The following is a 22,173-nucleotide window of genomic DNA, read 5'->3' on the forward strand; positions in this document are numbered from 1 at the left end:
GCGAGGCGTTCGCCGGGCGCCAGGGCTCGAGTATCAGGGCATGGACCCCTTCGATGAACTCGAACTCATCCATCGTGCGCGGCTGGTGGAAACGAACACCGGCACGGACGCCGATCTTCGACGCGCGGTCCGTGGTGGTGACCTTGAACGTGTGGTCCGCGGTGTCTACATGCCGCCTGCCCACGACCTCACCCCCGAACAGCGCTATCTACGCCGAGTGATCGGGACGTGTCGGCGCACCAGGTCGCCGTGTCCTGAGCCATCAATCCGCAGCACTCCTCCACGGAATCGATATGCCGGGCCGGCAGTACCGGCACGTCCACTACATCGTCGACCGCGGTGCCGAGATGACCACCGGCGTCTACAAACATCACGGCAGACTCGAACGTGACGATATCGTCGAGTTCGGACCGATTCGGGTCACGTCGATGGCGCGAACCGTCGCCGATCTGGCCTGCGCCGGCGACTTCGCCGAAGCGCTTGTGGTGCTCGATTGCGGTCTACGTCTCGGCCTCAACCGCGGCGACCTGCTCGTGCAGGTCGATCGCCTCTCCGGCAGTCCGGGTGTCACCACGTTCCGCAATGCACTCGGATACGCGGACGGAAAATCAGAGAGCGTCGGCGAATCGATCAGCCGGGCCCGGATGATCGAGATGGGCGACATACCGCTGCCGCGTCTGCAGCATGAGTTCTGGTCGTCCGGCGGCGTGTTCCTGGCCCGCGCCGACTTCGACTGGAAGGGCAGGGTGATCGGCGAGTTCGACGGAAAAGGCAAATACACCGCGACGGCGGCATCATCTGATCCCGCCCGTGCAGGCTTTCCGTCCGAACACCGGCACTACAACCCCGGCATCCGGTCGAAAAGCCTGCAGCGGTAGCGGCTGCGGGAGTCAGCCCTCTCCGCCCTCTTCGAGGGCCACGTAGATCCGATCCGAGAGTGCCTGGTCGTTCAGATCGAGTATCTGATTCCACATGTACACCGCTTCGGGACCATAAGAATGCCCGTGCCCGTTCGGGACATTCGTAGAAAATACCTGGTCGAGGGTGACCTGCCAGAACGTGACGAACGGGATCCACGTCATGCCTTTGTCGACATCCTCGCCGCGTGGTTCGTCGAGCCAATCGGGTTTGTGCAGCAACAGATCCGGCGACCACCACACGATGGGGTCACTCGGGTGCTGCCAGTAGACGATCCGCGGCTCCTCCCACTCCCCCAACCCTTCGGCCGTGAGGTCTTCAGGCGATGAGGCGAACCGGACGTTCTCTCCGTCGTAGATGACGGGCAGGATCTCGGGGCTGCCGGGATCACGCGAATCGGTGATCTGCCGCCACTGCTCGGTGAAGTTGGGCGTTCCGACGAACAACGCCCCATCGGTGCGGGCGATCATGTCCTGGGCGCCGGAGAACGCATCCTGCGCACCGTAGGAACCCAGCGATTCTCCGAATACCAGGAGTTTGGGCCGATCATTCTCCGGAAAGCTACTCCAGCGCTTGTACACCGCTTCGAACAATGCTCGGCCCGCCAACCGGGGCGTTTCCCGGTCCGCGATGAACGCCAGCGGGCTGGGCAGGAAGGAATACTGCATGGCGGCGATCGCCGAGTTGCCACCGGCGAGGTATTCCAGAGATGACGCGACATCCTGGTTGACCCATCCCCGACCGGTGGTGGTGACCACAGCCAGGTAGTCGCGGCTGAATGCGCCGGTTCGATCGAGCTCGGCCACGACACCTTCAGCGAGCGCATCCACCGTCGCCTGACCCTCTTCGAATCCGCTGTCATCAACCGATGCACGACCGGCGTACACCCGGATCGGCTCCTGCGCGGGCTTCCCGGTCACTTCGGCGATCTGCTGCCGACGCGGCCCACCGTCAACGAAAGTTCGCCCCTCGCGGCCGAGCGAGTCCCAGCTCTCCAACGACGCCGCGGAACCCGAACGCTCCGTTTCGGTCGGCTGCACCACGCCTTCCGCTGTTCCTTCGTCATCCACCTTGGCCGTACCGTTGGCGACCTTGGCGACCCCCGTGGTGACCAGCCCATCGACCGTGAGCGCGAGCAACACCACGACCACCAGAGCGCTGATGCCGATCGAAACCGGGGGCGGAAGGAATCGGCTGATCAACTTGTAGAGAAGGTGCCCCAGCGCGCGAAGACCACGGCCGAGGTACAGGCACAGCAGAAAGACCACCAAACCGACTACGAACACTCCGAGGTAGTCCCAGTTGCTGCCCGGTTCGACCCCGACCAGCTCGCGGGTGATGTCCTGCCACCACGAGCCGAGGAAAAGGAACAGGGGCAACACGATCAACGCGGCCAGCGCAATCAAGTACCACCCGATGCGTTTCCAGGTATCCGACCACTCGCGGGTCAGCCCGCACTTGCGGAAGATCCAGACAAACAGGACGCCGATGCCGTAGCCGGTCGCAACACTGATGCCGGTCGCGACCGCCTGCAGATTCCACTGCCGCGGTAGCAACGACGGGGACATCGAAAACGCGTAGAAGAAGAGCCCGAACACCAGTCCGACGGGCTCGAACCTGCTGAGCCACCCCCGGATTCGATGGAACCTTTCCTTCTCTGGTTCCTCGCCGCCGGCCTTGTCCTCGACCGGTGTGTCATCCGAATGCTTTCCGGCGTGGTCTCGGTCAGCCGCCTCGGCGTCGGTCGAAGACTCCACGGGAGGCTTGACGTCGGCCGGATCGTCGCCGGACGGTTTGCCGTCGGACGGCGGTCGGGTTGACGACTGCTCGGGGAACTCGTTCATCTCCGTCTTTCTCAGGTACGCCCCTGATTTGAAAAAGTCCCTTGCCGAACTGCAGGTGCGGCGCACACCCACAACCGGGATCGACGTGGGCCCGGCATCGGGCCGCGACGATCCGAAGTCATTCAAACAGGATCAAAGGATCCGCGGGAGGTAAGTGTATGCATCACGCGATCACCAGGCCTGACCCAGATCGGCATGCCGGCTGATCCACGCGTGCATCGCGATGCCTGCCGCGACACCGGCGTTGATGGAGCGTGTCGACCCGAACTGTGCGATCGACACGGTCAGGTCGGCCTGCTCCTGGGCGTCGGCACTGACACCGGGGCCTTCTTGGCCGAACAGCAGTACACATTCACGAGGCAGGTCAGCGGTTTCGATCGGTACGGAGCCCGGAGTGTTGTCGACGGCCACCACCGACAACTGGTTCTCCCGAGCCCAGACCATCAGATCGTGCACCGACTCATGGTGCAGCACATGCTGATAGCGGTCGGTCACCATCGCACCGCGTCGATTCCAGCGGCGACGACCGACGATGTGGACGGACTGCGCCATGAACGCGTTGGCAGTACGGACGACGGTGCCGATGTTGCCGTCGTGACCGAAGTTCTCGATGGCCACATGAAACGGATGCCGGCGGGTGTCGAGATCGGCGATAATCGCCTCACGGGTCCAATAGCGGTACGCGTCAACCACATTGCGCCGATCACCGGCAGCGAGCAACTCCGGGTCGTACCGCGGATCGGTGGGTGGTTCGGTGCCGTGTTCGTCGGTCCAGGGACCGACTCCGACTGCCGGTTCGCCCCACTCTGTCGGGCCGGCTTCCTCGGCCACTCAGGCCAGGCCGATGTCGCTCAGACCCAGCAGCGACCGGTACTCCACGCCCTCGGCCGCGATGATCGCGTCGGCGCCGGTGTTGCGGTCGACCACTGTCGCCACGCCCACCACGATCGCGCCCGCATCACGCAGTGCGCGCACGGCGGTCAGCGGTGAGTTACCGGTTGTAGTCGTGTCCTCGACAACGAGCACCCGCTGACCGACGATGTCCGGGCCTTCGATCTGCCGTTGCATGCCATGCGCTTTGGCCGCTTTGCGGACCACAAATGAATTGATCGGGCGACCCGAGGCATGCATGATCGCGGTTGCCACCGGGTCTGCACCCAGGGTGAGTCCGCCGGCCGCAACATAATCCCAGTCTGCGGTCAGCTCCCGCAGGAGTGCCCCGATGAGCGCGGAGGCCTCGTGGTGCAGCGTGGCACGGCGCAGATCGACGTAGTAGTTGGCTTCGGCGCCGGATGACAAGGTGACCTTGCCGTGCACCACCGCAAGCTCTTTCACCAATTCGGCCAACCGCAGGCGCCCGCCGGCGGGAACGATCTCGGGGGCGGCAGGGTCAGTCAACGGGTCCTCCAGGTCGGCGGGGTGGTGCGCTTCCGGGTGGACCCGGCTGGCGAGGAATCTGGCCCGACGAGCGGACCGGTGGGACCGCGCTGCGCCCGGCGTGGTCGCTGCCGACCGGAGGTACCGGCGACCGGCGGACCGGGCCGGAGTCGCGGGCGTGAGATCCACCTTCTGGTCCGGCCGGCCGGACCGGTGCCCGCTGCGGAAGGTCTTCGCGACGGATGCTCTCGGTGCGGGGCTCGGCAAGTCCGCGGCGGGAGCGCCCGGTCGGGCTGGACGGATCGCGCGGGTCGGGTGCGCCCTGCGGATCGACGGCCGGCGGGAGGACCCGCAGCAGATCGGTGAAGCGGCGCACGGTTTCCAGGGCGATGTCGAGACGCTCGGGATCGTTGGTGATCGGCATCGATCCCAGCGACCAGGCGCCTTCGTTCCACAGGATCTGGATGTAGTCGGGTGCGTTGGTGGCCAGTGCCACCATGCGCCGATCGCAGACCCGACGGGCCACATCGAGGTGGCTCGAGAACATCACCCGGCTACCCATCGCGCCGAGCAACTCGACATCGGGTTCGGCCGGGGCGAGGGTCTTTTCGTGCCGCACATCGATGATCACGTTGGACGCCGTGGTCCGGCGGATCGCAACGATGGTGGCCGTCTCGGCGAGGTCGAAGACAAGGGTCTCCTCGCCGTAGTAGGTGCCGTACGCGACATCCTGGACCTCGATGTGGTCGGGGACATCCATTCCGGCCCGGACGAACTCGGTCTTGAGGTCGGGATCGGTTGCACGGTACGTGAACCCGTGCTGGTCGCCCCAGATCGCGCGTTCCTGACGGACACCGGTGGTGCGCTTACGATCGAGCCACAGCAGGGTTACGGCACCGGCCAGCGCCACGGCGGCGATCAAGAAGTAGACGGCAGTCATCACGGCTCAGCTTACCGTGGGGTCTGCGATTGACCTGCGAACGGATCATCCATCGACGTGGGTGTCCGACCGGCGGCATTGCGCCTGATCCGTCAGTTGTCGGGGATCGACGCCGATACGCGGCCGTCGACGATGAGGTCGACGGTGGAAGTGGTGTCGCTCTCGACCACTCTGACCACCACCAGGTCACCCTTCGCGAGGTCCGTGACCTCGCTCCCCTTGGCGGATTCGACATGGGTGTCCGGGCTCAGGGTCAGTTGGTGTTTGCGCCCGTCCGGGGTGTGAACGGACAGGACATCGGCGCCGATCTTGTCGATCGTGCACAGCATGATCTTCGACCGCACGGTGTTCAGCTGCTCGGGCACCTCGTCGGATGCCGGCGTGATGTCGTCGGCTGCCAGTCCCGCCTGATTCGGTGGAACAAAGGTGAACTCGGCTGCGGATTGCCCGGTGTCGTCGCGCTGCGCGCCCAAATGGACGCAATAGGCCAACGCCACGCCGGCGATGGCCAGCCCGGCGATACACAACAACGTCACGACGATCGTCGAACGTGGTCGGATTTCAGGCACGTGTCCGAAGATAGAAGCCCAGCCTGAGATACATCTGTGAATAGGCACAGGTTGGGCAAAACATCTCAGCCCACCCGGACATATCCCAGGGCCTTGTCGACCTGATTCGCCGGCGCCTCACCCACTGAGTACTTGCGCAGATTCTCCAGGAACAGGTCGGCCAGCTCATCGCGCCAGCCGACGACGTCCCCGCTCATGTGGGCCGAGACGTGCACGTTCTCCATCTCCCACAGGGGGTTCACCTCGGGTAGCGGCTCGGTGTCGAACACGTCCAGCGACGCCGCCGCGATGCTGCCGGCCCGCATGGCCGCGATGAGCGCGAGTTCGTCGACGAGTTGCCCCCGGCCGACGTTGATCAGGTGCGACGTCGGTTTCATCGCAGCCAGCACCTCGGCGCTGATGAGTCCGGTCGTCTTCTCGGTCAGGGGCGCAATCGTGATCACGTTGTCGAACCGGCTCACATATCCGGCCAGGTCATCGGTGGCCAGGACCGTCCCGAAGTCCGGATCACCGGTTCGTTCGGTTCGGCCGGCACCGGTCACCTGCAGGCCGGCGGCGCGGAGCAACCGGGCCACCGCCCGGCCGATCCCACCGGTACCGATCACCAGTGCGCTGCGGCCGGCGGTCCGGATGGTGTCGCGCCGTTCCCAGCGCTTCTCGTGCTGTAGACGCTTTGACCGGTGGAACTGCTTGTCCTGCGCGATGATCGACCCCAGGACGAATTCGGCGATCGGCCCGTCGAACACTCCATGGGCGTTGGTGACGGTGATCTCGGACGACCGGAGTTCGTCGAACAGCATCGCGTCGACGCCGGCGGCGCACACATGTACCCACCGCAAGGCCTTCGCCTGCGCCCAGTTGTCCCGCAGTGCGGCCGAAAAGTAGTCCCACAACATCAGGACATCGGCCCCCTGCCCGTCCGAGAGCGCAGCTCCCAGGCCGGCGGTGGTGCACAGACGCACCTCGGCGACCTCGCGGATCTTCGCCAGGTTCGCGGGTTCGTCCAGTCCCTCGCGGCCCAGGATCGCGACAACCGGCTGCCCGGAGACGAAGCCGGAGGCGGAGCTCGACCAGTTATCGGTGGTGTTCTGCCCAGTTCCCATGTGGCCACGGTAGGGCAGCGACGCGACAACCACGACCCAACTGTCTAATTGTTGACAATCCTTCAATCCAGCGTCACGGTGTACCCATGAGCCCCACCAAGCTGAGCCCCGCGCTGAAGCAAGCGACGCCGGTCGTCGTCGACCACGCCCAGGGATCGTGGATTCACGGCACCGACGGCATCGACTACCTCGACTTCACCACCGGAATCGGTGTCACCAGCACCGGTCACTGCCACCCCAAAGTGGTTGCGGCAGCGCAGGAACAATGCGGCAAGATCATCCACGCGCAGTACACGACCGTGATGCACAAGCCACTTCTCGAGCTCACCGAAAAACTCGGCGAGCACCTCCCCACCGGCCTGGATTCGGTGTTCTACGCGAACTCGGGGTCCGAGGCCGTCGAAGCCGCCGTGCGTCTGGCGCGGATGGCCACCGGTCGCCCCAACATCGTGGTCTTCCAGGGCGGTTTCCACGGACGCACCGTGGCCGCAGCCACGCTGACCACCGCCGGGACCCGGTTCTCCGCCGGTTTCTCGCCCCTGATGGGCGGAGTTCACATGGCTCCGTTCCCGTACGCCTACCGCTACGGCTGGGACGAGCAGACCGCCGTCGAATTCGCACTGCGTGAACTCGACTACCTGTTCGCCTCCCGGGTCGCCCCCAACGACACCGCCGCGTTCCTGATCGAGCCGGTCCTCGGCGACGGCGGATACCTGCCCACCCCGCCGGCATTTCTCGCCGGTTTGCGCGAGCGCGCCGACAAGCACGGCATCACCCTCATCCTCGACGAGGTGCAGGCCGGCGTCGGACGGACCGGGAAGTTCTGGGGCCACCAGCACACCAACGGTCTGACCCCCGACATCCTGATCACCGCCAAGGGACTCGCTTCGGGTTTCCCGATCTCGGCGATCGCCGCCCCGGAGTCGATGATGGCCAAAGCCTGGCCCGGATCGCAGGGCGGCACGTACGGGGGCAACGCGGTCGCCGCCGCGGCCGGTGTCGCGACCCTCGAGGTGATCGCCGAAGAAAACCTGGTCGACAACGCCCGGATCCGCGGCAATCAGATGCTGCAAGGGCTGACCGAGCTCGCCCCGAAGTTCCGCCAGATCGGCAACGTCCGCGGACTCGGCCTGATGGCGGGCATCGAATTCGTCGACGCTGCCGGTGCGCCGGACGCCGCTGCGGCCGCGGCCGTCCAGCAGGCGTGCATCCCAGAGCGCCTGCTCACCCTGACCTGCGGCCCGATGGGCAATGTCGTGCGACTGATCCCCGCACTCGTGGTCACCGAAGACGAGATCGCCACCGGATTGAACCGGTTCGAATACGCGCTCACCGCGGCCCTTGGATAGTAGGGTCATGGACCTGGCCCCATCGCCCGACCACATCTGCGATGAACTCACCGCCCTCGGCCTGAGCGCCGATGCCTCATCACGCCGCCGTACCGAGTACGCGTATGACGCGTCGAACTACCGCCTGCCCCCACTTGTCGTGGTCTTCCCGCGCAGTGACGACGAGGTCGCAGCGGTAGCCGCCTACTGTCACCGCAATCGCCTCACGCTGACCGCCCGTGGTGGCGGAACGGGCATGGGCGGCAACGCCATCGGCGCCGGCGTGATCCTCGACTTCTCCCGCTACATGAACCAGGTCCTGACGGTCGATGCCGAAGCGCACACGGCCGTCGCCCAGGCCGGCATCGTCCTGACCGCGTTGCAGGGCGAGGTCCGCGGCGCCACGGGCGGCTCGCTCACCTTCGCCCCCGACCCTTCGAGCCAGTCACGGGCCACCCTCGGCGGCGCCATCGCCAACGATGCCTGCGGCAATCACTCTGTCCGCCACGGCCGGACCACCGATCACGTCGAATCCCTGAACCTGGTCACGGCTGAAGGGCTGCTCCTGACAGCAACCCGCACCGGCCTGATCGCCACCGATCCGACCGACGTCGCCGCGGCCCGGCGAGCCGCCGAAATTTCCCGCGGCCTAAATGAACTGACGGCGGCGCATCTGGGTGCCATCCGCACCGAGATGGAACGCATCCCGCGCCAGGTCTCCGGCTACCACCTCGGTAAACTCTTGCCGGAGAACGGTTTCGACGTCGCCCGCGCCCTCGTCGGCACCGAGGGAACCTGCGCGATCGTGGTATCGGCAACCGTCCGGCTGGTCCCGTCGGCCACGCGCCCGCTGTTGCTCTGCCTGGGCTATCGCAATGTGGTCGACGCCGCTCGCGATGTCCCGACCCTCCTCGAGTTCGCCCCATCGGCGATCGAAGGGATCGACGAACGGATCGTCGCGACCATGCGGGCCCGCCGCGGCGACGACTCGATCGCCGGACTACCGGCCGGAAATGCCTGGCTCTACGTCGATCTCGACGAAGAAAGTGTAGGCACACCGGAGACAGCCGCGCTCGAACTGCTCGACAAACTCCGCGCCAACGGACGACTGGTCGACGGACGCACCGTTCCTGATCCGGAACAACGGGTCTCACTCTGGCGGATTCGTGAGGACGGCGCCGGTCTGTCGTCGCGGCTCGTCGACCCGGACGACGTCGCGCCTGAGGAAGGCGGACACGGCGGGTCGTACGAATCCTGGCCCGGTTGGGAGGATTCCGCCGTTGCACCGGAGAATCTGGCCGAATACCTCGAGAGCTTCGAGCAACTTCTCGACCAGCACGGATTGACCGGTGTGATGTACGGCCACTTCGGTGCCGGCTGCATGCACGTACGCATCACCTTTGATCTCCGCAGCGACGAAGGCCGGGCAACCATGCGGCGCTTCTGCACCGAAGCCGCAAAACTTGTTGTCGCGCATGGTGGCTCACTCTCGGGCGAGCACGGTGACGGCCGGTCGCGTTCGGAGTTTCTGCCGATCATGTATTCCCCCGAAATCATCGGGGCGTTTGGCGATTTCAAGAAGATCTGGGATCCGACCGGCATCCTCAATCCCGGCAGCATCGTCGACCCCGATCGGATCGACGACAACCTCGCCCTCGCCGATGTACCGGCCCGGCTCTGGAAGACCACCTTCGACCTCGGGACACCCGGACTCGCCGATGGCGGCAAACCCGGCCTCGACCCCTTTGTGCATGCGGTACAAGGATGTATCGGTGTCGGGAGGTGCCGGTCCGCGTCGGGCGGCGTGATGTGTCCGAGCTACCGGGCGACCGGAGACGAAAAGGATTCCACGCGCGGCCGGGCCAGGGTTCTGCAGGAAATGGTCCGCACCGCACCGGACATCAAGGCGGGCTGGCGCGACACCGATTCCCGCGAAGCCCTCGACCTGTGCCTGTCGTGCAAGGCCTGTTCCACCGACTGCCCGGTCGGCGTCGACATGGCCACGTACAAGTCCGAGTTCTTCTCCAACTACTACCAGGGGCGCCTTCGGCCGCTGTCGCACTACTCACTGGGATGGATGCCGGCCTGGCTCAAGGCCGCTGCGCCCCTGGCACCGCTGATCAACAGATCCCTGTCCGGACCACTGGCCCGGGTCGCCGCCAGGGCCGGCGGTCTCGACCCTCGACGCACGATGCCGGCGTTTTCCACCCGGAAGCAGGTGCGGGCGTCGATGTCCGGGCTCCGGACCGACCCGTCCGCCGACACCGTCCTGTTTGTCGATTCGTTCACCAAGGCATTCCGCCCGCAGGTCGCGGCTGCGACTGCAGGCGTGCTGGGCAGTGCCGGCCGGACGATCAGCTGCGAGTCGGACAACTGCTGCGGACTGACCTGGATTTCCACCGGTCAACTCGGTCGGGCGAAGAAGGTGCTGGAACGCACCGCAACCGCGCTCGACGACGGCACCGACCGACCTATTGTCGTTCCGGAGCCGAGTTGCGCTGCCGCCCTGCGTAAAGACCTACCCGAGCTCGTCCACACCGACGCCGCCAAGCGGGTCGCCGCCCGCGTCCGCAGCTTTGCCACCGAGGTCGGCCATCTCCTCGACAGTGGATGGCGGCCCCCGGTTCCGCTCCCCGCCGAGGTGACCGTCCAGACCCATTGCCATGAATACGCGACCTTCGGGCCGAACACACAAGCGGCGGTGCTGCGCAGGCTCGGCGCAACCACCGTCCACCAGGCCGACGGCTGTTGCGGCGTCGCAGGCAATTTCGGTTTCGAGAAGGGTCACTACGACGTCAGCATGGGTGTTTCCGAGCAGGCCCTGGCCCCGGCCCTGCGGTCCCACGCCGACCACACACCCGTGCTGACCGACGGATTCAGTTGCGCGATGGCGGTCCAGCATCTGGCCGCCACCGATGCGACCGTGCCCGATGTGCAATCGGTACATCTGGCCGAATTGCTCGACCCCGCATCGACCGCAGCCATCGAGTCAGTGACAGAGCACGATTGAAGACAGAGCACGACTGACGACACCGCACGATTGAAGGAGGTAGAGCAATGACAGCATCTCCGGTATTGAGCACGGACCGAAAGGCAATGGCGGCCGGGCTGATCGGATCGATTCCCACCGGTCTGTACATCGACGGCCAGTGGGTGCCGGCAGCGTCCGGTGCCACCTTCGATGTGGAGAACCCGGCCACCGGCCAGGTCATCGCCACGGTCGCCAAGGGTGGCGCCGCCGATGCCACGGCAGCGATCAACAGCGCGGCCCGTCATCAGAAGGCCTGGGCCGCCACATCGCCCCGCGAACGCAGCGAGATACTGCGCCGCGCATATGAACTCATCCTCGACCGCCAGGACGACCTCGCCCTGATCATGACCACCGAGATGGGCAAGCCGCTGGCCGAGGCCAAGGGTGAAGTCGTCTATGCCGCCGAGTTCTTCCGCTGGTTCTCCGAAGAGGCCGTGCGGATCAACGGCGACCACACCACCACCGGTGACGGCAAGAACCGGATCATCGTCACGAAAGAGCCGGTGGGCCCCTGCATCCTGATCACGCCGTGGAACTTTCCGCTGGCGATGGGTACCCGCAAGATCGGTCCGGCGATCGCCGCGGGTTGCACGATGGTGTTCAAACCCGCCGAGCTGACACCCTTGACCGCCCTGGCCCTGACCGAGATCCTCACCATCGCGGGCCTGCCCGCGGGGGTACTCAACATCGTGACCACCGACGAGCCCGGCTCTGTGGTCGAGACGTGGATGGACAGCGGACTGGCCCGCAAGATCAGCTTCACCGGGTCGACTCAGGTCGGAAAGCTCTTGCTGGCGCAGGCATCTCGCACCGTCATGCGCACCTCGATGGAACTCGGCGGCAACGCACCGTTCATCGTCTGCGAAGACGCCGATCTCGACAAGGCCGTGGACGGCGCGATGGTCGCGAAGATGCGCAACATGGGCGAGGCCTGCACCGCGGCCAACCGACTGTTCGTGCACCGCAGCATTGCCGGCGAGTTCGCGAACCGGCTGGCCGAGCGGATGGGTTCGCTGCGGGTCGGCGACGGCACCGAGGACAGGACCGATGTCGGACCGCTGGTGGAACGCAAAGCAGTCGACAAGGTCCGGGATCTCGTCGCCGATGCCGTCGATCGCGGCGCCACGGTCGTCTGTGGCCAAGGGCCGGGCACCGCCGATGGCAATGCCGATGCCAGGGACACCGCCGGGTACTTCTATCTGCCGACGGTGCTGTCGGATGTCGACGCCAAGTCCGACCTGATGGGCACCGAGATCTTCGGCCCGGTCGCACCGGTGATCCCCTACGACACCGAAGACGAGGTGCTCGACCTCGCCAACGACACCTCCTGGGGTCTGGTCGGATATCTGTTCACCCAGGACATCGACCGTGGTCTGCGGATGTCGGCGGCTCTGGAGGTCGGCATGGTCGGTCTCAACACCGGCCTGGTGTCCAATCCGGCGGCACCGTTCGGCGGTGTCAAGCAGTCGGGACTCGGCCGTGAGGGCGGACGGGTCGGTATCGATGAGTTCCTCGAGATCAAGTATCTGGCGATTCCACGAACCTGAGCATCGCAGTGCCGCAAGCAGTATCACGACGAGCAATGTCGAAGGAGGTGTGAGTGGATGTATCTCGGATCCCAGTTGTTCAGTGACACCGAGTATCAGACCCGGCTCGCCGGAGTCCGGACCCTGATGGACCGTCAGGGGCTGTCGGCGATCATCGTGACCGACCCCGCGAACATCTTCTACCTCATCGGGTACAACGCCTGGTCGTTCTACACACCCCAGATGCTGTTCGTGCCGATGGACGGCGACATGGTGTTCTTCGCGCGAGAGATGGACGCTCACGGCGCGCACCGCACCACCTGGTTGCCGCCCGAGCAGATCGTCGGATACCCGGAAAGCTACGTGCACCGGCCGCATGTCCACCCTTTCGACTGGGTGGCCTTTGCATTGCGCCAGCGTCATCTCATCGCGCCGGCGTCGCGGGGCGGATCGGTGGGCCTGGAGATGGATTCGCACTTCTTCTCCCCCAAGGCCTATCGTGCCCTGGTCAATGCGATACCGGAGTGGAAGCTCGTCGATTGCTTCGAACTCGTCAACTGGGTGCGGTCGGTCAAGTCCGTCGCGGAGATCCAGTTGATGCGGCAGGCGGGGATGGTTTGTTCGGAGGCGATGCGGGCGGCCATCGACACCATCGACATCGGGGTGCGCCAATGTGATGCGGCAGCGGCAATCTCGCAGGCACAGATCACCGGTACCGACCAGTTCGGTGGTGACTATCCGGCGATCGTCCCGATGATGCCCACCGGCGAAGCCGCCGACACCCCGCACCTGACCTGGAACCAGGGCACATTCGTCAGTGGGGAGGCGGTGGTCGTCGAACTGACCGGCGCCCACAACCGCTATCACTGCCCCTTGGCCCGCACGGTGGCGCTGGGCCCGGTCAACAAGGATGTCGACTACGTCGCAGGTGCCACCGCCGAGGGTCTGAACAACGTCCTCGAGGCCATCGCGCCGGGGGTGGCCACCCGAGAACTCGCCTCGACGTGGAACTGGACGCTGGCCAAGTACGGCCTCGAAAAGCATTCGCGGCTCGGCTATTCCATCGGCATCGGCTATCCGCCGGACTGGGGTGAGCGGACCATCAGCATCCGCACCGAGGACGAATCGGTTCTCGAGGAGAACATGACCTTCCACATCGTCTGTGGCATGTGGATGGACGGTTACGGATTCGAACTGTCCGAATCGGTACGCGTCAGCGCCACCGGTGTCGAAACATTCACCAGCTTCCCCCGAGAGCTCATCCGGAAGGCGAGCTGACCGGATAACGGAACCGATCGAACAAGTGAGAGGAAAACGCATGACCGCAACCGAACTCTCCCACGGACGAACTGAACTGCCGCTCGCGGGCGGACCGACGTTCCCCCTCGCCGGCCGGGCCAAGGACCTGGTCGGATCGATGATCGATTCGTCGACGTCACTGCTCGCTGCGCAGAAGCACGACATCGTCCGGTTTGCCATGGGTTCTCCCGCCGACGAGGCGGTTCCGGCCGACGAGTTCCGCGAGATCGCCGGCAGCATCCTCGATCAGTCGTCGTTCACCTACGGGGCCTCCGAAGGTGAACCGCGCCTGCTGGATCTGCTGGTGAAATACCTTGCCGGTACCCCGGATCCGGCCAGTGAGGATCGGCTGGTCATCACCACCGGTGGCATGCAGGGTCTAGATCTGGCCTCCAAGCTGTTCGTCGATCCGGGTGATCTGGTGATCACCGAATCCCCCACCTACACCAACGGCAGCGCCACCGCGTTGTCTTACGGTGCACAGCTTCTCGAAGTTCCGGTCGACGATGAGGGCATGCTGGTCGATCTGCTCCCCGACCTCGTCGCCCGAACCCATCGCACACCCAAGGCGATCTACACGATCCCCAACTTCCAGAATCCGTCCGGTGTCACGTTGTCCCTGGAACGCCGGAAGGCCTTGCTCGAACTGGCCCACAAGTGGGGTGCGGTGATCATCGACGACGATCCCTATGCGCTGCTCCGCTTTTCCGGCGAGGAGATCCCCTCCTTCCGGACCCTGAGCCCGGACGACCCGCTGATCTTCTCGGTCCGGACGTTCTCGAAGATCCTGGCGCCCGGGTGGCGGGTGGGCTGGGTCGACGCCGATCCGGCGCTGCGGCAGCTGCTGATCAACGGCAAGCAGGCGATGGACACCTGCACCAATGTCCCGAACCAGCACATCGTCGCCGAGTACATCTCACGTGGTGGCCTCGATGATCACCTCGTCTCCCTGCGTAGCCTCTACCGCATCCGGCGCGATGCCATGCTCACATCGTTGAAAAGGCATCTCGGCGAGAACTTCTCGACCACCCACCCCGATGGCGGCTTCTTCCTGTGGGTCACGTTGGACGGCAGGTACGCCGAACTCGACACCCGCGAACTCTTCGAGATCGCACTGGCACAGGGGGTGGCCTTCATCCCCGGCCCCGCACTATCCCCCGGTGGTCATTTCCGCAACGCATTGCGGCTGTGCTTCGCCTCGAGCACACCCGAACGGATCGACGAGGGCGTCCGCCGCCTGAAGAGCGCACTGGACCTGGCGGTGGCCGCCGCGTGACCGAGGCCGACGTACTGGCACTGATCGACGAGGCGGAACTTGTCGCGCTGACCCGGGCCCTGATCGATGCCGGTGGCGAAAACCCCGGCGGCACCGAAGCGTTGACGGTCGAGGTTCTCGAAAAGTATGCTCGCGCCTTCGGCTTTGCCGTCGAGACCTGGGATGTCGCGCCCGGTCGGCCGAACCTGACGGCCACCACCGCCGGGACCGGCGACGGACCCGGATTAATGATCCTCGGCCATTCGGATGTGGTCCCGGCGGGCGACGGGTGGACACGTTCACCGTTTCGATCGCAGGTCGACGACGGTCGCATCTACGGGCGGGGCTCCACCGACATGAAAGGTGGTCTGGCAGCGGCGCTGATCGCCATGGCGGCGCTGACCCGGTCGGGACATCGGCTGGGCGGGCCGGTGCAATTGGCCTGCACGGTCGACGAAGAAGATCTGGGGATCGGGATCCGCGATTTCGTCACCCGCGATCCACGGCACACCTTCGCCGGTTGTGTGGTCGCCGAACCGACCGACCTCGCAACCGTCATCGCCTGCCGCGGGGCGTCGTACATCGAGGTTCGGATCACCGGCCGCGCAGCGCACTCGGGCCGTCCGAGCGACGGCCGCAACGCCATCGACGCCGCCGCGGCGATCATCGACCTGGTCCGGGCCAACCAGCGGTATCTATCCCAGAACCCAGATCCGCTCCTGGGTGCGGGCAGCTGGAACACCGGGCTGATCACTGGCGGACAGGGTATTTCGGTGGTCGCACCGACCGCCACCGTCAGCTTCGATCGTCGGCTGATGCCAACCGAAGACGCACACCAGGTCGCCACCTGGCTACGCAAGGCGATCGACGAAGCCGGCATCGACCACGACGGCATCAGTGTGGACGTCGAGGTCACCATGGCCATGCCGGGCTTCGAGACAGACCCCGCCTCTGCCCTGGTGTCCCACGCATCCGCTGCCGTGGTCGATGCCGGTGGCAGCACCACCATCGCCGGATGGACTGCCGCCTGCGACGGCGGATTCATCAACCGCGACCTCGGCATCCCCGCCATCGTCTTGGGGCCCGGTGGCCTGGGCGATCAGGCCCACCGTCCCGACGAGTCGGTGTCGATCGCCGAACTGGTGACAGCCGCAAAAGCCTACGCACTCCTGGCATTTCGCATGCTCTGACCAAGCATCTTCGGCACGGTCAACGGCATTATCGGCACGCTCAACGGATCCCACCGCCGTCCGAGCGGGCAACTTCGGCACGGTCAACGGCACTTTCGGCACGGTCAACGGACCCCCCCGCCGAGCGTGCCGAAAACACCGCCAAGCGTGCCGAAAATGCCGCCGAGTGTGCCTTTGTTGCTGTGGCTCAGACCGTTTCGACGGCCCGATTTCGCTCGACTTCGGCTTCCTCACCGGGAACACCGGTTCCGCGGATCGAACAGCCGGCCGTCTCCTTCAGGAACGGCAACGCGATCATTCCGACGACACAGGCCAACATCATGTAGGCGGCAGGGAAGAGTTCCCAACCCTTGTTGGCCGTCACGGCATCGTTGATGAGCGGCGCGGTACCACCGAAGGCCGCGGTCGCCACGTTGTATGAGATCGCGAATCCGGCATAGCGAACCTGGGTCGGGAACATCGCCGGGAAGGTGGCCGAGATCGTCGACAGCTGTGGGATGTACAGCAGCCCCAGCACCAGGAAACCGATGATGGCCCAGGCGAATCCCTGACCCATCAGCCAGTACATCGGCAACGCAAACACGAACAGACCGATCAGGGAACCCCACCACATGGGCTTTCGCCCGATCTTGTCCGACCAGGCCCCGAAGAACGGAATGCAGACCATCATGGCCAGCTCACCGATCAGAATGACCATGGTGCCGGACGTCTCGGACAGACCGATCGTGGTCTTCAGGTAGGTCGGCTGGTACGCGAGCAAGGTGTAGTTGGCCACGTTGAGCGCGATCACCAGACCGAACATCACCAGGATCGGATGCCAATAGTTCGTCAGCAGGTCCTTGAATGCCTGCCAGGCCGAACCTTCGATCTCTTTCTTCTGTTCCATCTCGGTGAACACCGGGGTGTCGTTCAACTGATTTCGCAAATACAGACCGATCAGGCCCAGCGGCATGGCACACAGGAACGGGATGCGCCAGCCCCACGACTGCATCTGATCGTCGGTGAGGAACAGCTCCAGAACCAGCACAAACGCAGTACCCATGACGAAGCCGGCGAGCGTGCCGAACTCCAGGAAGCTGCCGTACTTACCACGCTTCTTGTCCGGCGCATACTCGGCCATAAAGGTTGCGGCACCGCCATATTCACCACCCGTCGAGAATCCCTGGACCACGCGCAGCGAGATCAGCATGATCGGAGCCCATACACCTACCGCGGCGTGCGACGGCAGCAGACCGATCATGGCCGTGGCGCCCGAGATGAGCAGAATGGTCATGGCCAGCACAGCTTTTCGGCCGATTCGATCACCGATCGGACCCCAGACCATGCCGCCCAGGGGACGCAGCACAAACGAGATGGCAAAACCGAGCATCGTGCCGATCGTGCCGAGGTCCCCAGGGAAGAACGTCTGGGTCAGATAGGTGGTGGTCGCGGCGTAGACGCCGTAGTCGTACCACTCGGTCGCATTGCCGATGGCCGATGCCCCGATTGCCTTGCGTAGGAGCTTCTTACCTTCAGGCGAATCCGGATCCGGAAAACCGGGCGGCACTTGGGAAGATGATTTCTTGATATCCTGGCTCATCGATACCTCCTCAAAACTGAAGACATTCAATCGATCTCGGTGTCTTCGAGGCCCACAAACATCCACTTCCAGTTACTTGAAAGCAGGTATGACGTTGGTTTCGTCGGTGATGGCCTCCTCAGGTGGTATCGCCAGCGCCAGTCGCTGGATCGATCAGGTTGGTGACCCGGGTAGCGGGTTGACGGGCACGTCCGGACTCGGGTCGATGTCCGTGCCCGGAAAATGCGACGCCACACCGGGTTCGGCGATGATCCGGCTCAGCCCGTCACGCATGTGGCTGATCATGACCTCATCGGCACGTTTCATGTCGCGGGCCTCGATCGCATCGACGATGCGCCGGTGTTCGTCGATCCGTTCTTCTGACGACACATAGGTTCCGCGCATCGCGCCGAGGCACATCCTGGTTTCGACCAGGATCGTTTCGTGGAGTCGAGACAGTCGCGGGCTGCCGGACAGCTCGACGAGTGTGTGGTGAAAGGCCATGTCCGCGTCGGCAATCTGTGGTCCGTTCGGATCGTCCGCAAATCGTTCCATGTCGGCCACACAATCGGAGAGGACTGCGGCCGCTTCATCCGGGGTTCGCAGGATCACCTGCTCGAGGGCGGCTCGTTCGACCGCTGTCCGGGCGACGTACATGTCACGGATGTCGTCATCGTCCATGGTGATCACGAACAGTCCACGGTTGCGGTGACTGACGAGCAGGCCTTCTTGTGTGAGCCGCTGCATGGCTTCGCGAAGTGGGCCGCGACTGACACCGAGTTCGGCTGCGAGTCCGGATTCGGTGAGCTGGCAACCCGGTGGAAAGTCCCCGCCGGCGATGGCGTTACGCAGCTGTCGCGCGATGATCGCCGGAGTCGATTCCTGGATCAGCGGCTCGAGGACCCTGGATCGCGCGGACCGTTTTCCGGACGACACCGCAGGTTTTGTGGGCTCCAGCATCATTCCACCCTCTGATAGGTCAGTGTTTCTCCGCGAGCGCCGCCCATCCAGACATCATTGCAGGCGGCGGCAAACTCCCCGAGGCCCTCCTCGATCGTCGCGAAGACATTGCCCGGCACCCATCCGACGTCGCCGTTGACCAGCAGGTTGTTGCGGCCGTAGAACACCGCGAGATCGATCAGCAATTTGTTCTCGCGGGCCGCGCTGTCGGATTCATATCCGTAGGCCGTATTTTCCAGCGTGCCGTCGAAGGTGAAGTAGCAGAGGTCGCCCGGTATGGGTGTGACAGTGGTGTTCTCGGGCCCCGGTTCGGTTGCGGCAAATGCCGGCACCAGTGTGTAGATCTCGTTGCGCGCGAACTTCCCGTGGTAGACGTGACCACCCTGCGGCAGAGCTTTCCAGACCGCGTCGGCGGTGCGGGGTGCCTCGTCGTCGAGCAACCGCGCGACAGCGCTGACACCGCGGCTTTCCAGGGTGATCCGCAGGTATCTACTCACGTTCGGACCCACCTCCCCAGTTCTTCTCAAATGCACTGGCAACCTGCAGGACTCGCTGATCACCATGCCGCGGTCCGACGATCTGCACACCGATGGGCAGGCCGTCGACGAAGCCGCAGGGCACGGTGATCGCGGGCTGTTGGGTCAGGTTGAACGGGTAGGTGTACGGCGTCCAACTCGTCCAATCCGGATCTCGACTACCCGGCGGCACATCCAACCCCGCCGCGAAGGCGACATCGGGCATGGCCGGGGTGATCAGGACGTCGTAGTCCTGATGCAGCAGTCCCATCTTGCGACCGAGATCCATCCGTACGGTGGTGGCGTCGATATAGTCGCCCGCCGAATAGTTCGAGTGTCGCGACAACGCCTGCACCAGTGAGGGATCCACCTTCGCCTCGGCCCCGTCGCCATATGCGGCGACCACCACGGCGGCGCCACTGAACCACAGGACGTGGTACGCCCAGACCGGATCCTCGAGCGACAGGTCGATCTCCTCGACCGTGGCACCGAGACCCGAGAACACGTCGAGGGTGCTGCGGACTCCTCGTTCGACGTCGGGATTGTTGGTCCCGAAGCCCAGGTTCGGACTGAACGCGATGCGCAGGCCGTCGAGCGATTCACTGCTGAGGTCGATGGGTTCGGTCGCGTCGAGCGCCGACCAGTCCCGGACATCGAAGCCGCTGATCACGTCGAGCATCGCCGCGACATCGGCAACACTGCGGCCCAGCGGGCCCACATGCGCGAGGGTTCCGAACGGGCTCGCCGGATAGATCGGCACCCGGCCATAGGTGGGTTTGAAACCGACGATGCCGCAGAACGCTGCCGGGATCCGGATGGAGCCGCCCCCGTCGGTCCCCACCGACAACACGCTCAGACCGGCTGCGACGGCGGCCGCGCTGCCGCCGCTCGATCCGCCGGATGTGCGTTCGAGGTTCCAGGGATTGCGGGTGATGCCACACGAGGGGCTGTCCGTGACGCCCTTCCATCCGAATTCGGGCGTCGTGACCTTGCCGAGGATGACCGCACCGGCCTCCCGCAGTCGGGCGACAGCGGGCGAATCCTCGGGCCAGGGTTGATCCGGGTTGATCAATTCCGATCCACGCAACGTGGGTCTCCCCGCGGTCAGGAGCAGATCCTTGATCGTGACCGGCACCCCGTCGAGCGGCCCCAGCGGCGTTCGGCGTCGGTGGCGCTGTGCGGAAAGCTCAGCGTCTCGCCCGGCCGAATCAGCCCAGACCTGCGTGAACGCGTTGATCGACGGGTTGAGACCTTCGATCGCGTCGAGCGTTTCCGCGGTCACGTCGATCGGCGACAGGTCACCGGAGGAATAGCGAACCTGCAGGTCAGTGGCGCCGAGCCCGCGAAGTGTCGAGTTCTGCCGCATGTCCACGATGTTCGGTTCACCTCCGTCAGCTACAGTCCGTTCATCTTGGTAGATTGTTGACAATTTACCGTAAGGTACCGGTCAGGCAAGGCCCACGCAATGGCATACCCCGATTTGCCCAGGTACAACCGGCGAGAGGAACTGCGCATCAATGGTCACCACCGTTGGCATGCTGTACCCCGGCCACGCCGCCGAGGACGACTACGCGCTGCTGCAGCGCATCCTTGGCGACGACATCGCGCTCCCCGTGGTGATCACCAGCGTTGGTGTCGACGCCCACGAGGTGGACGCCCTCCTCGACCTCGGCCGTAGCGAACGCCTCCTCGAAGGTGCCCGGCAGGTCGCGCAGTACCGGCCCGATTCAGTCATGTGGGCATGTACATCGGGCAGCTTTGTCTTCGGCTGGGATGGCGCTCACCAACAGGCCGGCGAGATCAGCGAAAACCTGAGTCTGCCAACGGGTTCAACGTCCATCGCATTTGCCGCCGCCTGCCGGGCGCTGCAACTCCATCGAGTTGCGGTCGCTGCCACCTATCCCGACGACGTCTCGCGGCACTTCTCGAAGTTCCTTGCCGCAGCGGGTGTCACCGTGACCGAGCTGGTCTCACACGACATCCCCACCGCCGCATTGGCCGGCGAACTCGGTCATGACGAGGTGCTGGAATTGGCGCACAGCAACGACTCCGACGACGCCGAGGCCATCCTGATCCCCGACACCGCGCTGCACACCGTCGCCTGGATCGAAGAACTGGAGCAGGCCCTGGGTAAACCTGTACTGACGGCCAACCAGGTGACCGCCTGGTACGGGCTGCGCCTGGCCGGCAAGCAGGTCACCAGCGATCGCCTCGGAACATTGTTTCGGCTGTAGGTGAGCTCAGGCGTCGGCCACGACTTTCAGGCCGATCGTCCCGTTCTTGCCGCGCCGCAGCAAGCTGCCTTTCACGGTCAGCCAGCCCATGATCCCGTACTTCTTGATGATCACCTCGCGTGCGTGATCGGTCCCCTCGGAGTCCAGCACGGTTGCGGTTCCTTTGACTGGTGGGCCGAACGTCTGCTTACCTCGCATGTCGCAGGCCTGCACGATCACGGCCGTGTTCCGGCGCAGCCGTTTGACCTTCCACGAATCGGAAACTGTCCACATCAGCAACGCCTCACCATCGAGGGCTGCCCAGATCGGCGTTGCCACCGGGGTGCCGTCCTTGCGAAAAGTCGTCAGCCGCACGTACTTTGCGGTACCTGCTTGTCCAAACGGCGCGGTCATCGAAAACCCTCTCATCGTGGACTCGTGGCCTCGATGCTACGCATTCAACAGGCGACATGACGCACGCCGATAGGATTTCCCAGTGGTCAGACCGATAGAGGGACAGCCGAACGCTCGAGAACCAGACGCTACG

General features: G+C 64.8%; 19 protein-coding genes. 8 read left to right on the forward strand and 11 right to left on the reverse strand.

Annotation, left to right across the window (positions count from 1 at the left end):
* The first annotated feature begins 293 nt into the window (after nucleotides 1–293).
* Complete coding sequence (locus tag H290_RS28000) at nucleotides 294–878, forward strand: hypothetical protein (protein ID WP_020106050.1); 585 nt, start codon at nucleotides 294–296, stop codon at nucleotides 876–878.
* Nucleotides 879–890: 12 nt separating this feature from the next.
* Here the strand turns inward: H290_RS28000 and H290_RS0106905 are convergent, their stop codons facing one another.
* The 6 genes from H290_RS0106905 to H290_RS0106930 all read right to left on the reverse strand — a co-directional run bounded on the left by H290_RS0106905 (nucleotide 891) and on the right by H290_RS0106930 (nucleotide 6,751).
* The gene (locus H290_RS0106905; RefSeq protein WP_369758768.1) at nucleotides 891–2,762 is read right to left on the reverse strand and encodes an alpha/beta hydrolase; all 1,872 of its coding nucleotides are present in this window, start codon (nucleotides 2,760–2,762) and stop codon (nucleotides 891–893) included.
* Nucleotides 2,763–2,933: 171 nt separating this feature from the next.
* Nucleotides 2,934–3,593 carry an RNA methyltransferase gene (locus H290_RS0106910; protein ID WP_020106052.1) on the reverse strand — a complete coding sequence of 220 codons (660 nt, stop codon included), beginning with the start codon at nucleotides 3,591–3,593 and terminating at the stop codon, nucleotides 2,934–2,936.
* A complete protein-coding gene (gene pyrE, locus H290_RS0106915; RefSeq protein ID WP_020106053.1) occupies nucleotides 3,594–4,160 on the reverse strand; it encodes an orotate phosphoribosyltransferase in 567 nt (188 codons plus the stop codon).
* Entirely contained in the window at nucleotides 4,153–5,079 is a 927-nt protein-coding gene (locus H290_RS28005) for a hypothetical protein (protein WP_020106054.1), read from the reverse strand. The genes pyrE and H290_RS28005 overlap by 8 nt, the downstream gene beginning before the upstream one ends.
* Before the next feature lie 92 nt (nucleotides 5,080–5,171).
* Nucleotides 5,172–5,648 carry a hypothetical protein gene (locus tag H290_RS0106925; RefSeq protein WP_020106055.1) on the reverse strand — a complete coding sequence of 159 codons (477 nt, stop codon included), beginning with the start codon at nucleotides 5,646–5,648 and terminating at the stop codon, nucleotides 5,172–5,174.
* 65 nt (nucleotides 5,649–5,713) lie between these two features.
* Nucleotides 5,714–6,751, reverse strand: coding sequence for a D-2-hydroxyacid dehydrogenase (locus tag H290_RS0106930; RefSeq protein WP_081631523.1), 1,038 nt, complete (start codon nucleotides 6,749–6,751; stop codon nucleotides 5,714–5,716).
* A gap of 86 nt (nucleotides 6,752–6,837) precedes the next feature.
* Between H290_RS0106930 and H290_RS0106935 the strand changes: the two genes are divergently transcribed.
* From H290_RS0106935 to H290_RS0106960, 6 genes are all read left to right on the forward strand, one after another.
* Nucleotides 6,838–8,100: an aspartate aminotransferase family protein gene (locus tag H290_RS0106935; RefSeq protein ID WP_020106057.1), complete on the forward strand. Its 1,263-nt coding sequence runs from the start codon at nucleotides 6,838–6,840 to the stop codon at nucleotides 8,098–8,100.
* 7 nt (nucleotides 8,101–8,107) lie between these two features.
* The gene (locus tag H290_RS0106940) at nucleotides 8,108–11,089 is read left to right on the forward strand and encodes an FAD-binding and (Fe-S)-binding domain-containing protein (protein WP_020106058.1); all 2,982 of its coding nucleotides are present in this window, start codon (nucleotides 8,108–8,110) and stop codon (nucleotides 11,087–11,089) included.
* Nucleotides 11,090–11,175: 86 nt separating this feature from the next.
* Nucleotides 11,176–12,657, forward strand: coding sequence for an NAD-dependent succinate-semialdehyde dehydrogenase (locus H290_RS0106945; protein ID WP_020106059.1), 1,482 nt, complete (start codon nucleotides 11,176–11,178; stop codon nucleotides 12,655–12,657).
* 57 nt (nucleotides 12,658–12,714) lie between these two features.
* Nucleotides 12,715–13,914: a M24 family metallopeptidase gene (locus H290_RS0106950; RefSeq protein ID WP_020106060.1), complete on the forward strand. Its 1,200-nt coding sequence runs from the start codon at nucleotides 12,715–12,717 to the stop codon at nucleotides 13,912–13,914.
* 40 nt (nucleotides 13,915–13,954) lie between these two features.
* Entirely contained in the window at nucleotides 13,955–15,211 is a 1,257-nt protein-coding gene (locus H290_RS0106955; protein WP_020106061.1) for a PLP-dependent aminotransferase family protein, read from the forward strand.
* Entirely contained in the window at nucleotides 15,208–16,380 is a 1,173-nt protein-coding gene (locus H290_RS0106960; RefSeq protein WP_020106062.1) for a M20 family metallopeptidase, read from the forward strand. Before H290_RS0106955 ends, H290_RS0106960 begins: the two co-directional genes overlap by 4 nt.
* A gap of 187 nt (nucleotides 16,381–16,567) precedes the next feature.
* Here the strand turns inward: H290_RS0106960 and H290_RS0106965 are convergent, their stop codons facing one another.
* The 4 genes from H290_RS0106965 to H290_RS0106980 form a co-directional block, all read right to left on the reverse strand.
* The gene (locus H290_RS0106965; RefSeq protein WP_051121915.1) at nucleotides 16,568–17,959 is read right to left on the reverse strand and encodes an MFS transporter; all 1,392 of its coding nucleotides are present in this window, start codon (nucleotides 17,957–17,959) and stop codon (nucleotides 16,568–16,570) included.
* A 153-nt stretch (nucleotides 17,960–18,112) separates the two neighbouring features.
* Nucleotides 18,113–18,901 (reverse strand): GntR family transcriptional regulator, encoded by a 789-nt coding sequence (locus H290_RS0106970; RefSeq protein ID WP_020106064.1) that lies wholly within the window; start codon nucleotides 18,899–18,901, stop codon nucleotides 18,113–18,115.
* On the reverse strand, nucleotides 18,898–19,407 hold the full coding sequence (locus H290_RS0106975) for a DUF3830 family protein (RefSeq protein WP_020106065.1): 510 nt from the start codon (nucleotides 19,405–19,407) through the stop codon (nucleotides 18,898–18,900). The genes H290_RS0106970 and H290_RS0106975 overlap by 4 nt, the downstream gene beginning before the upstream one ends.
* Nucleotides 19,388–20,779, reverse strand: coding sequence for an amidase (locus H290_RS0106980; protein WP_036518362.1), 1,392 nt, complete (start codon nucleotides 20,777–20,779; stop codon nucleotides 19,388–19,390). Before H290_RS0106980 ends, H290_RS0106975 begins: the two co-directional genes overlap by 20 nt.
* A 151-nt stretch (nucleotides 20,780–20,930) precedes the next feature.
* Between H290_RS0106980 and H290_RS0106985 the strand changes: the two genes are divergently transcribed.
* Entirely contained in the window at nucleotides 20,931–21,647 is a 717-nt protein-coding gene (locus H290_RS0106985; protein WP_020106067.1) for an aspartate/glutamate racemase family protein, read from the forward strand.
* Between the two features lie 6 nt (nucleotides 21,648–21,653).
* Here the strand turns inward: H290_RS0106985 and H290_RS0106990 are convergent, their stop codons facing one another.
* A complete protein-coding gene (locus H290_RS0106990; protein WP_020106068.1) occupies nucleotides 21,654–22,040 on the reverse strand; it encodes a PPOX class F420-dependent oxidoreductase in 387 nt (128 codons plus the stop codon).
* Between the last annotated feature and the right edge of the window lie 133 nt (nucleotides 22,041–22,173).

This window comes from Nocardia sp. 348MFTsu5.1 (genome assembly GCF_000383535.1).
In the GTDB taxonomy this organism is placed as follows: Bacteria; Actinomycetota; Actinomycetes; order Mycobacteriales; family Mycobacteriaceae; genus Williamsia; species Williamsia faeni.

What these genes read in the sequence shown, in the direction of transcription:
- H290_RS28000 (WP_020106050.1), top strand. Translation starts at nt 294, where the DNA reads ATGCCGGGCCGGCAGTACCGGCACGTCCACTACATCGTCGACCGCGGT.
- H290_RS0106905 (WP_369758768.1), bottom strand. Translation starts at nt 2,762, where the DNA reads ATGAACGAGTTCCCCGAGCAGTCGTCAACCCGACCGCCGTCCGACGGC.
- H290_RS28005 (WP_020106054.1), bottom strand. Translation starts at nt 5,079, where the DNA reads ATGACTGCCGTCTACTTCTTGATCGCCGCCGTGGCGCTGGCCGGTGCC.
- H290_RS0106930 (WP_081631523.1), bottom strand. Translation starts at nt 6,751, where the DNA reads ATGGGAACTGGGCAGAACACCACCGATAACTGGTCGAGCTCCGCCTCC.
- H290_RS0106935 (WP_020106057.1), top strand. Translation starts at nt 6,838, where the DNA reads ATGAGCCCCACCAAGCTGAGCCCCGCGCTGAAGCAAGCGACGCCGGTC.
- H290_RS0106940 (WP_020106058.1), top strand. Translation starts at nt 8,108, where the DNA reads ATGGACCTGGCCCCATCGCCCGACCACATCTGCGATGAACTCACCGCC.
- H290_RS0106945 (WP_020106059.1), top strand. Translation starts at nt 11,176, where the DNA reads ATGGCGGCCGGGCTGATCGGATCGATTCCCACCGGTCTGTACATCGAC.
- H290_RS0106950 (WP_020106060.1), top strand. Translation starts at nt 12,715, where the DNA reads ATGTATCTCGGATCCCAGTTGTTCAGTGACACCGAGTATCAGACCCGG.
- H290_RS0106955 (WP_020106061.1), top strand. Translation starts at nt 13,955, where the DNA reads ATGACCGCAACCGAACTCTCCCACGGACGAACTGAACTGCCGCTCGCG.
- H290_RS0106965 (WP_051121915.1), bottom strand. Translation starts at nt 17,959, where the DNA reads ATGAGCCAGGATATCAAGAAATCATCTTCCCAAGTGCCGCCCGGTTTT.
- H290_RS0106970 (WP_020106064.1), bottom strand. Translation starts at nt 18,901, where the DNA reads ATGATGCTGGAGCCCACAAAACCTGCGGTGTCGTCCGGAAAACGGTCC.
- H290_RS0106980 (WP_036518362.1), bottom strand. Translation starts at nt 20,779, where the DNA reads ATGCGGCAGAACTCGACACTTCGCGGGCTCGGCGCCACTGACCTGCAG.
- H290_RS0106985 (WP_020106067.1), top strand. Translation starts at nt 20,931, where the DNA reads ATGGTCACCACCGTTGGCATGCTGTACCCCGGCCACGCCGCCGAGGAC.
- H290_RS0106990 (WP_020106068.1), bottom strand. Translation starts at nt 22,040, where the DNA reads ATGACCGCGCCGTTTGGACAAGCAGGTACCGCAAAGTACGTGCGGCTG.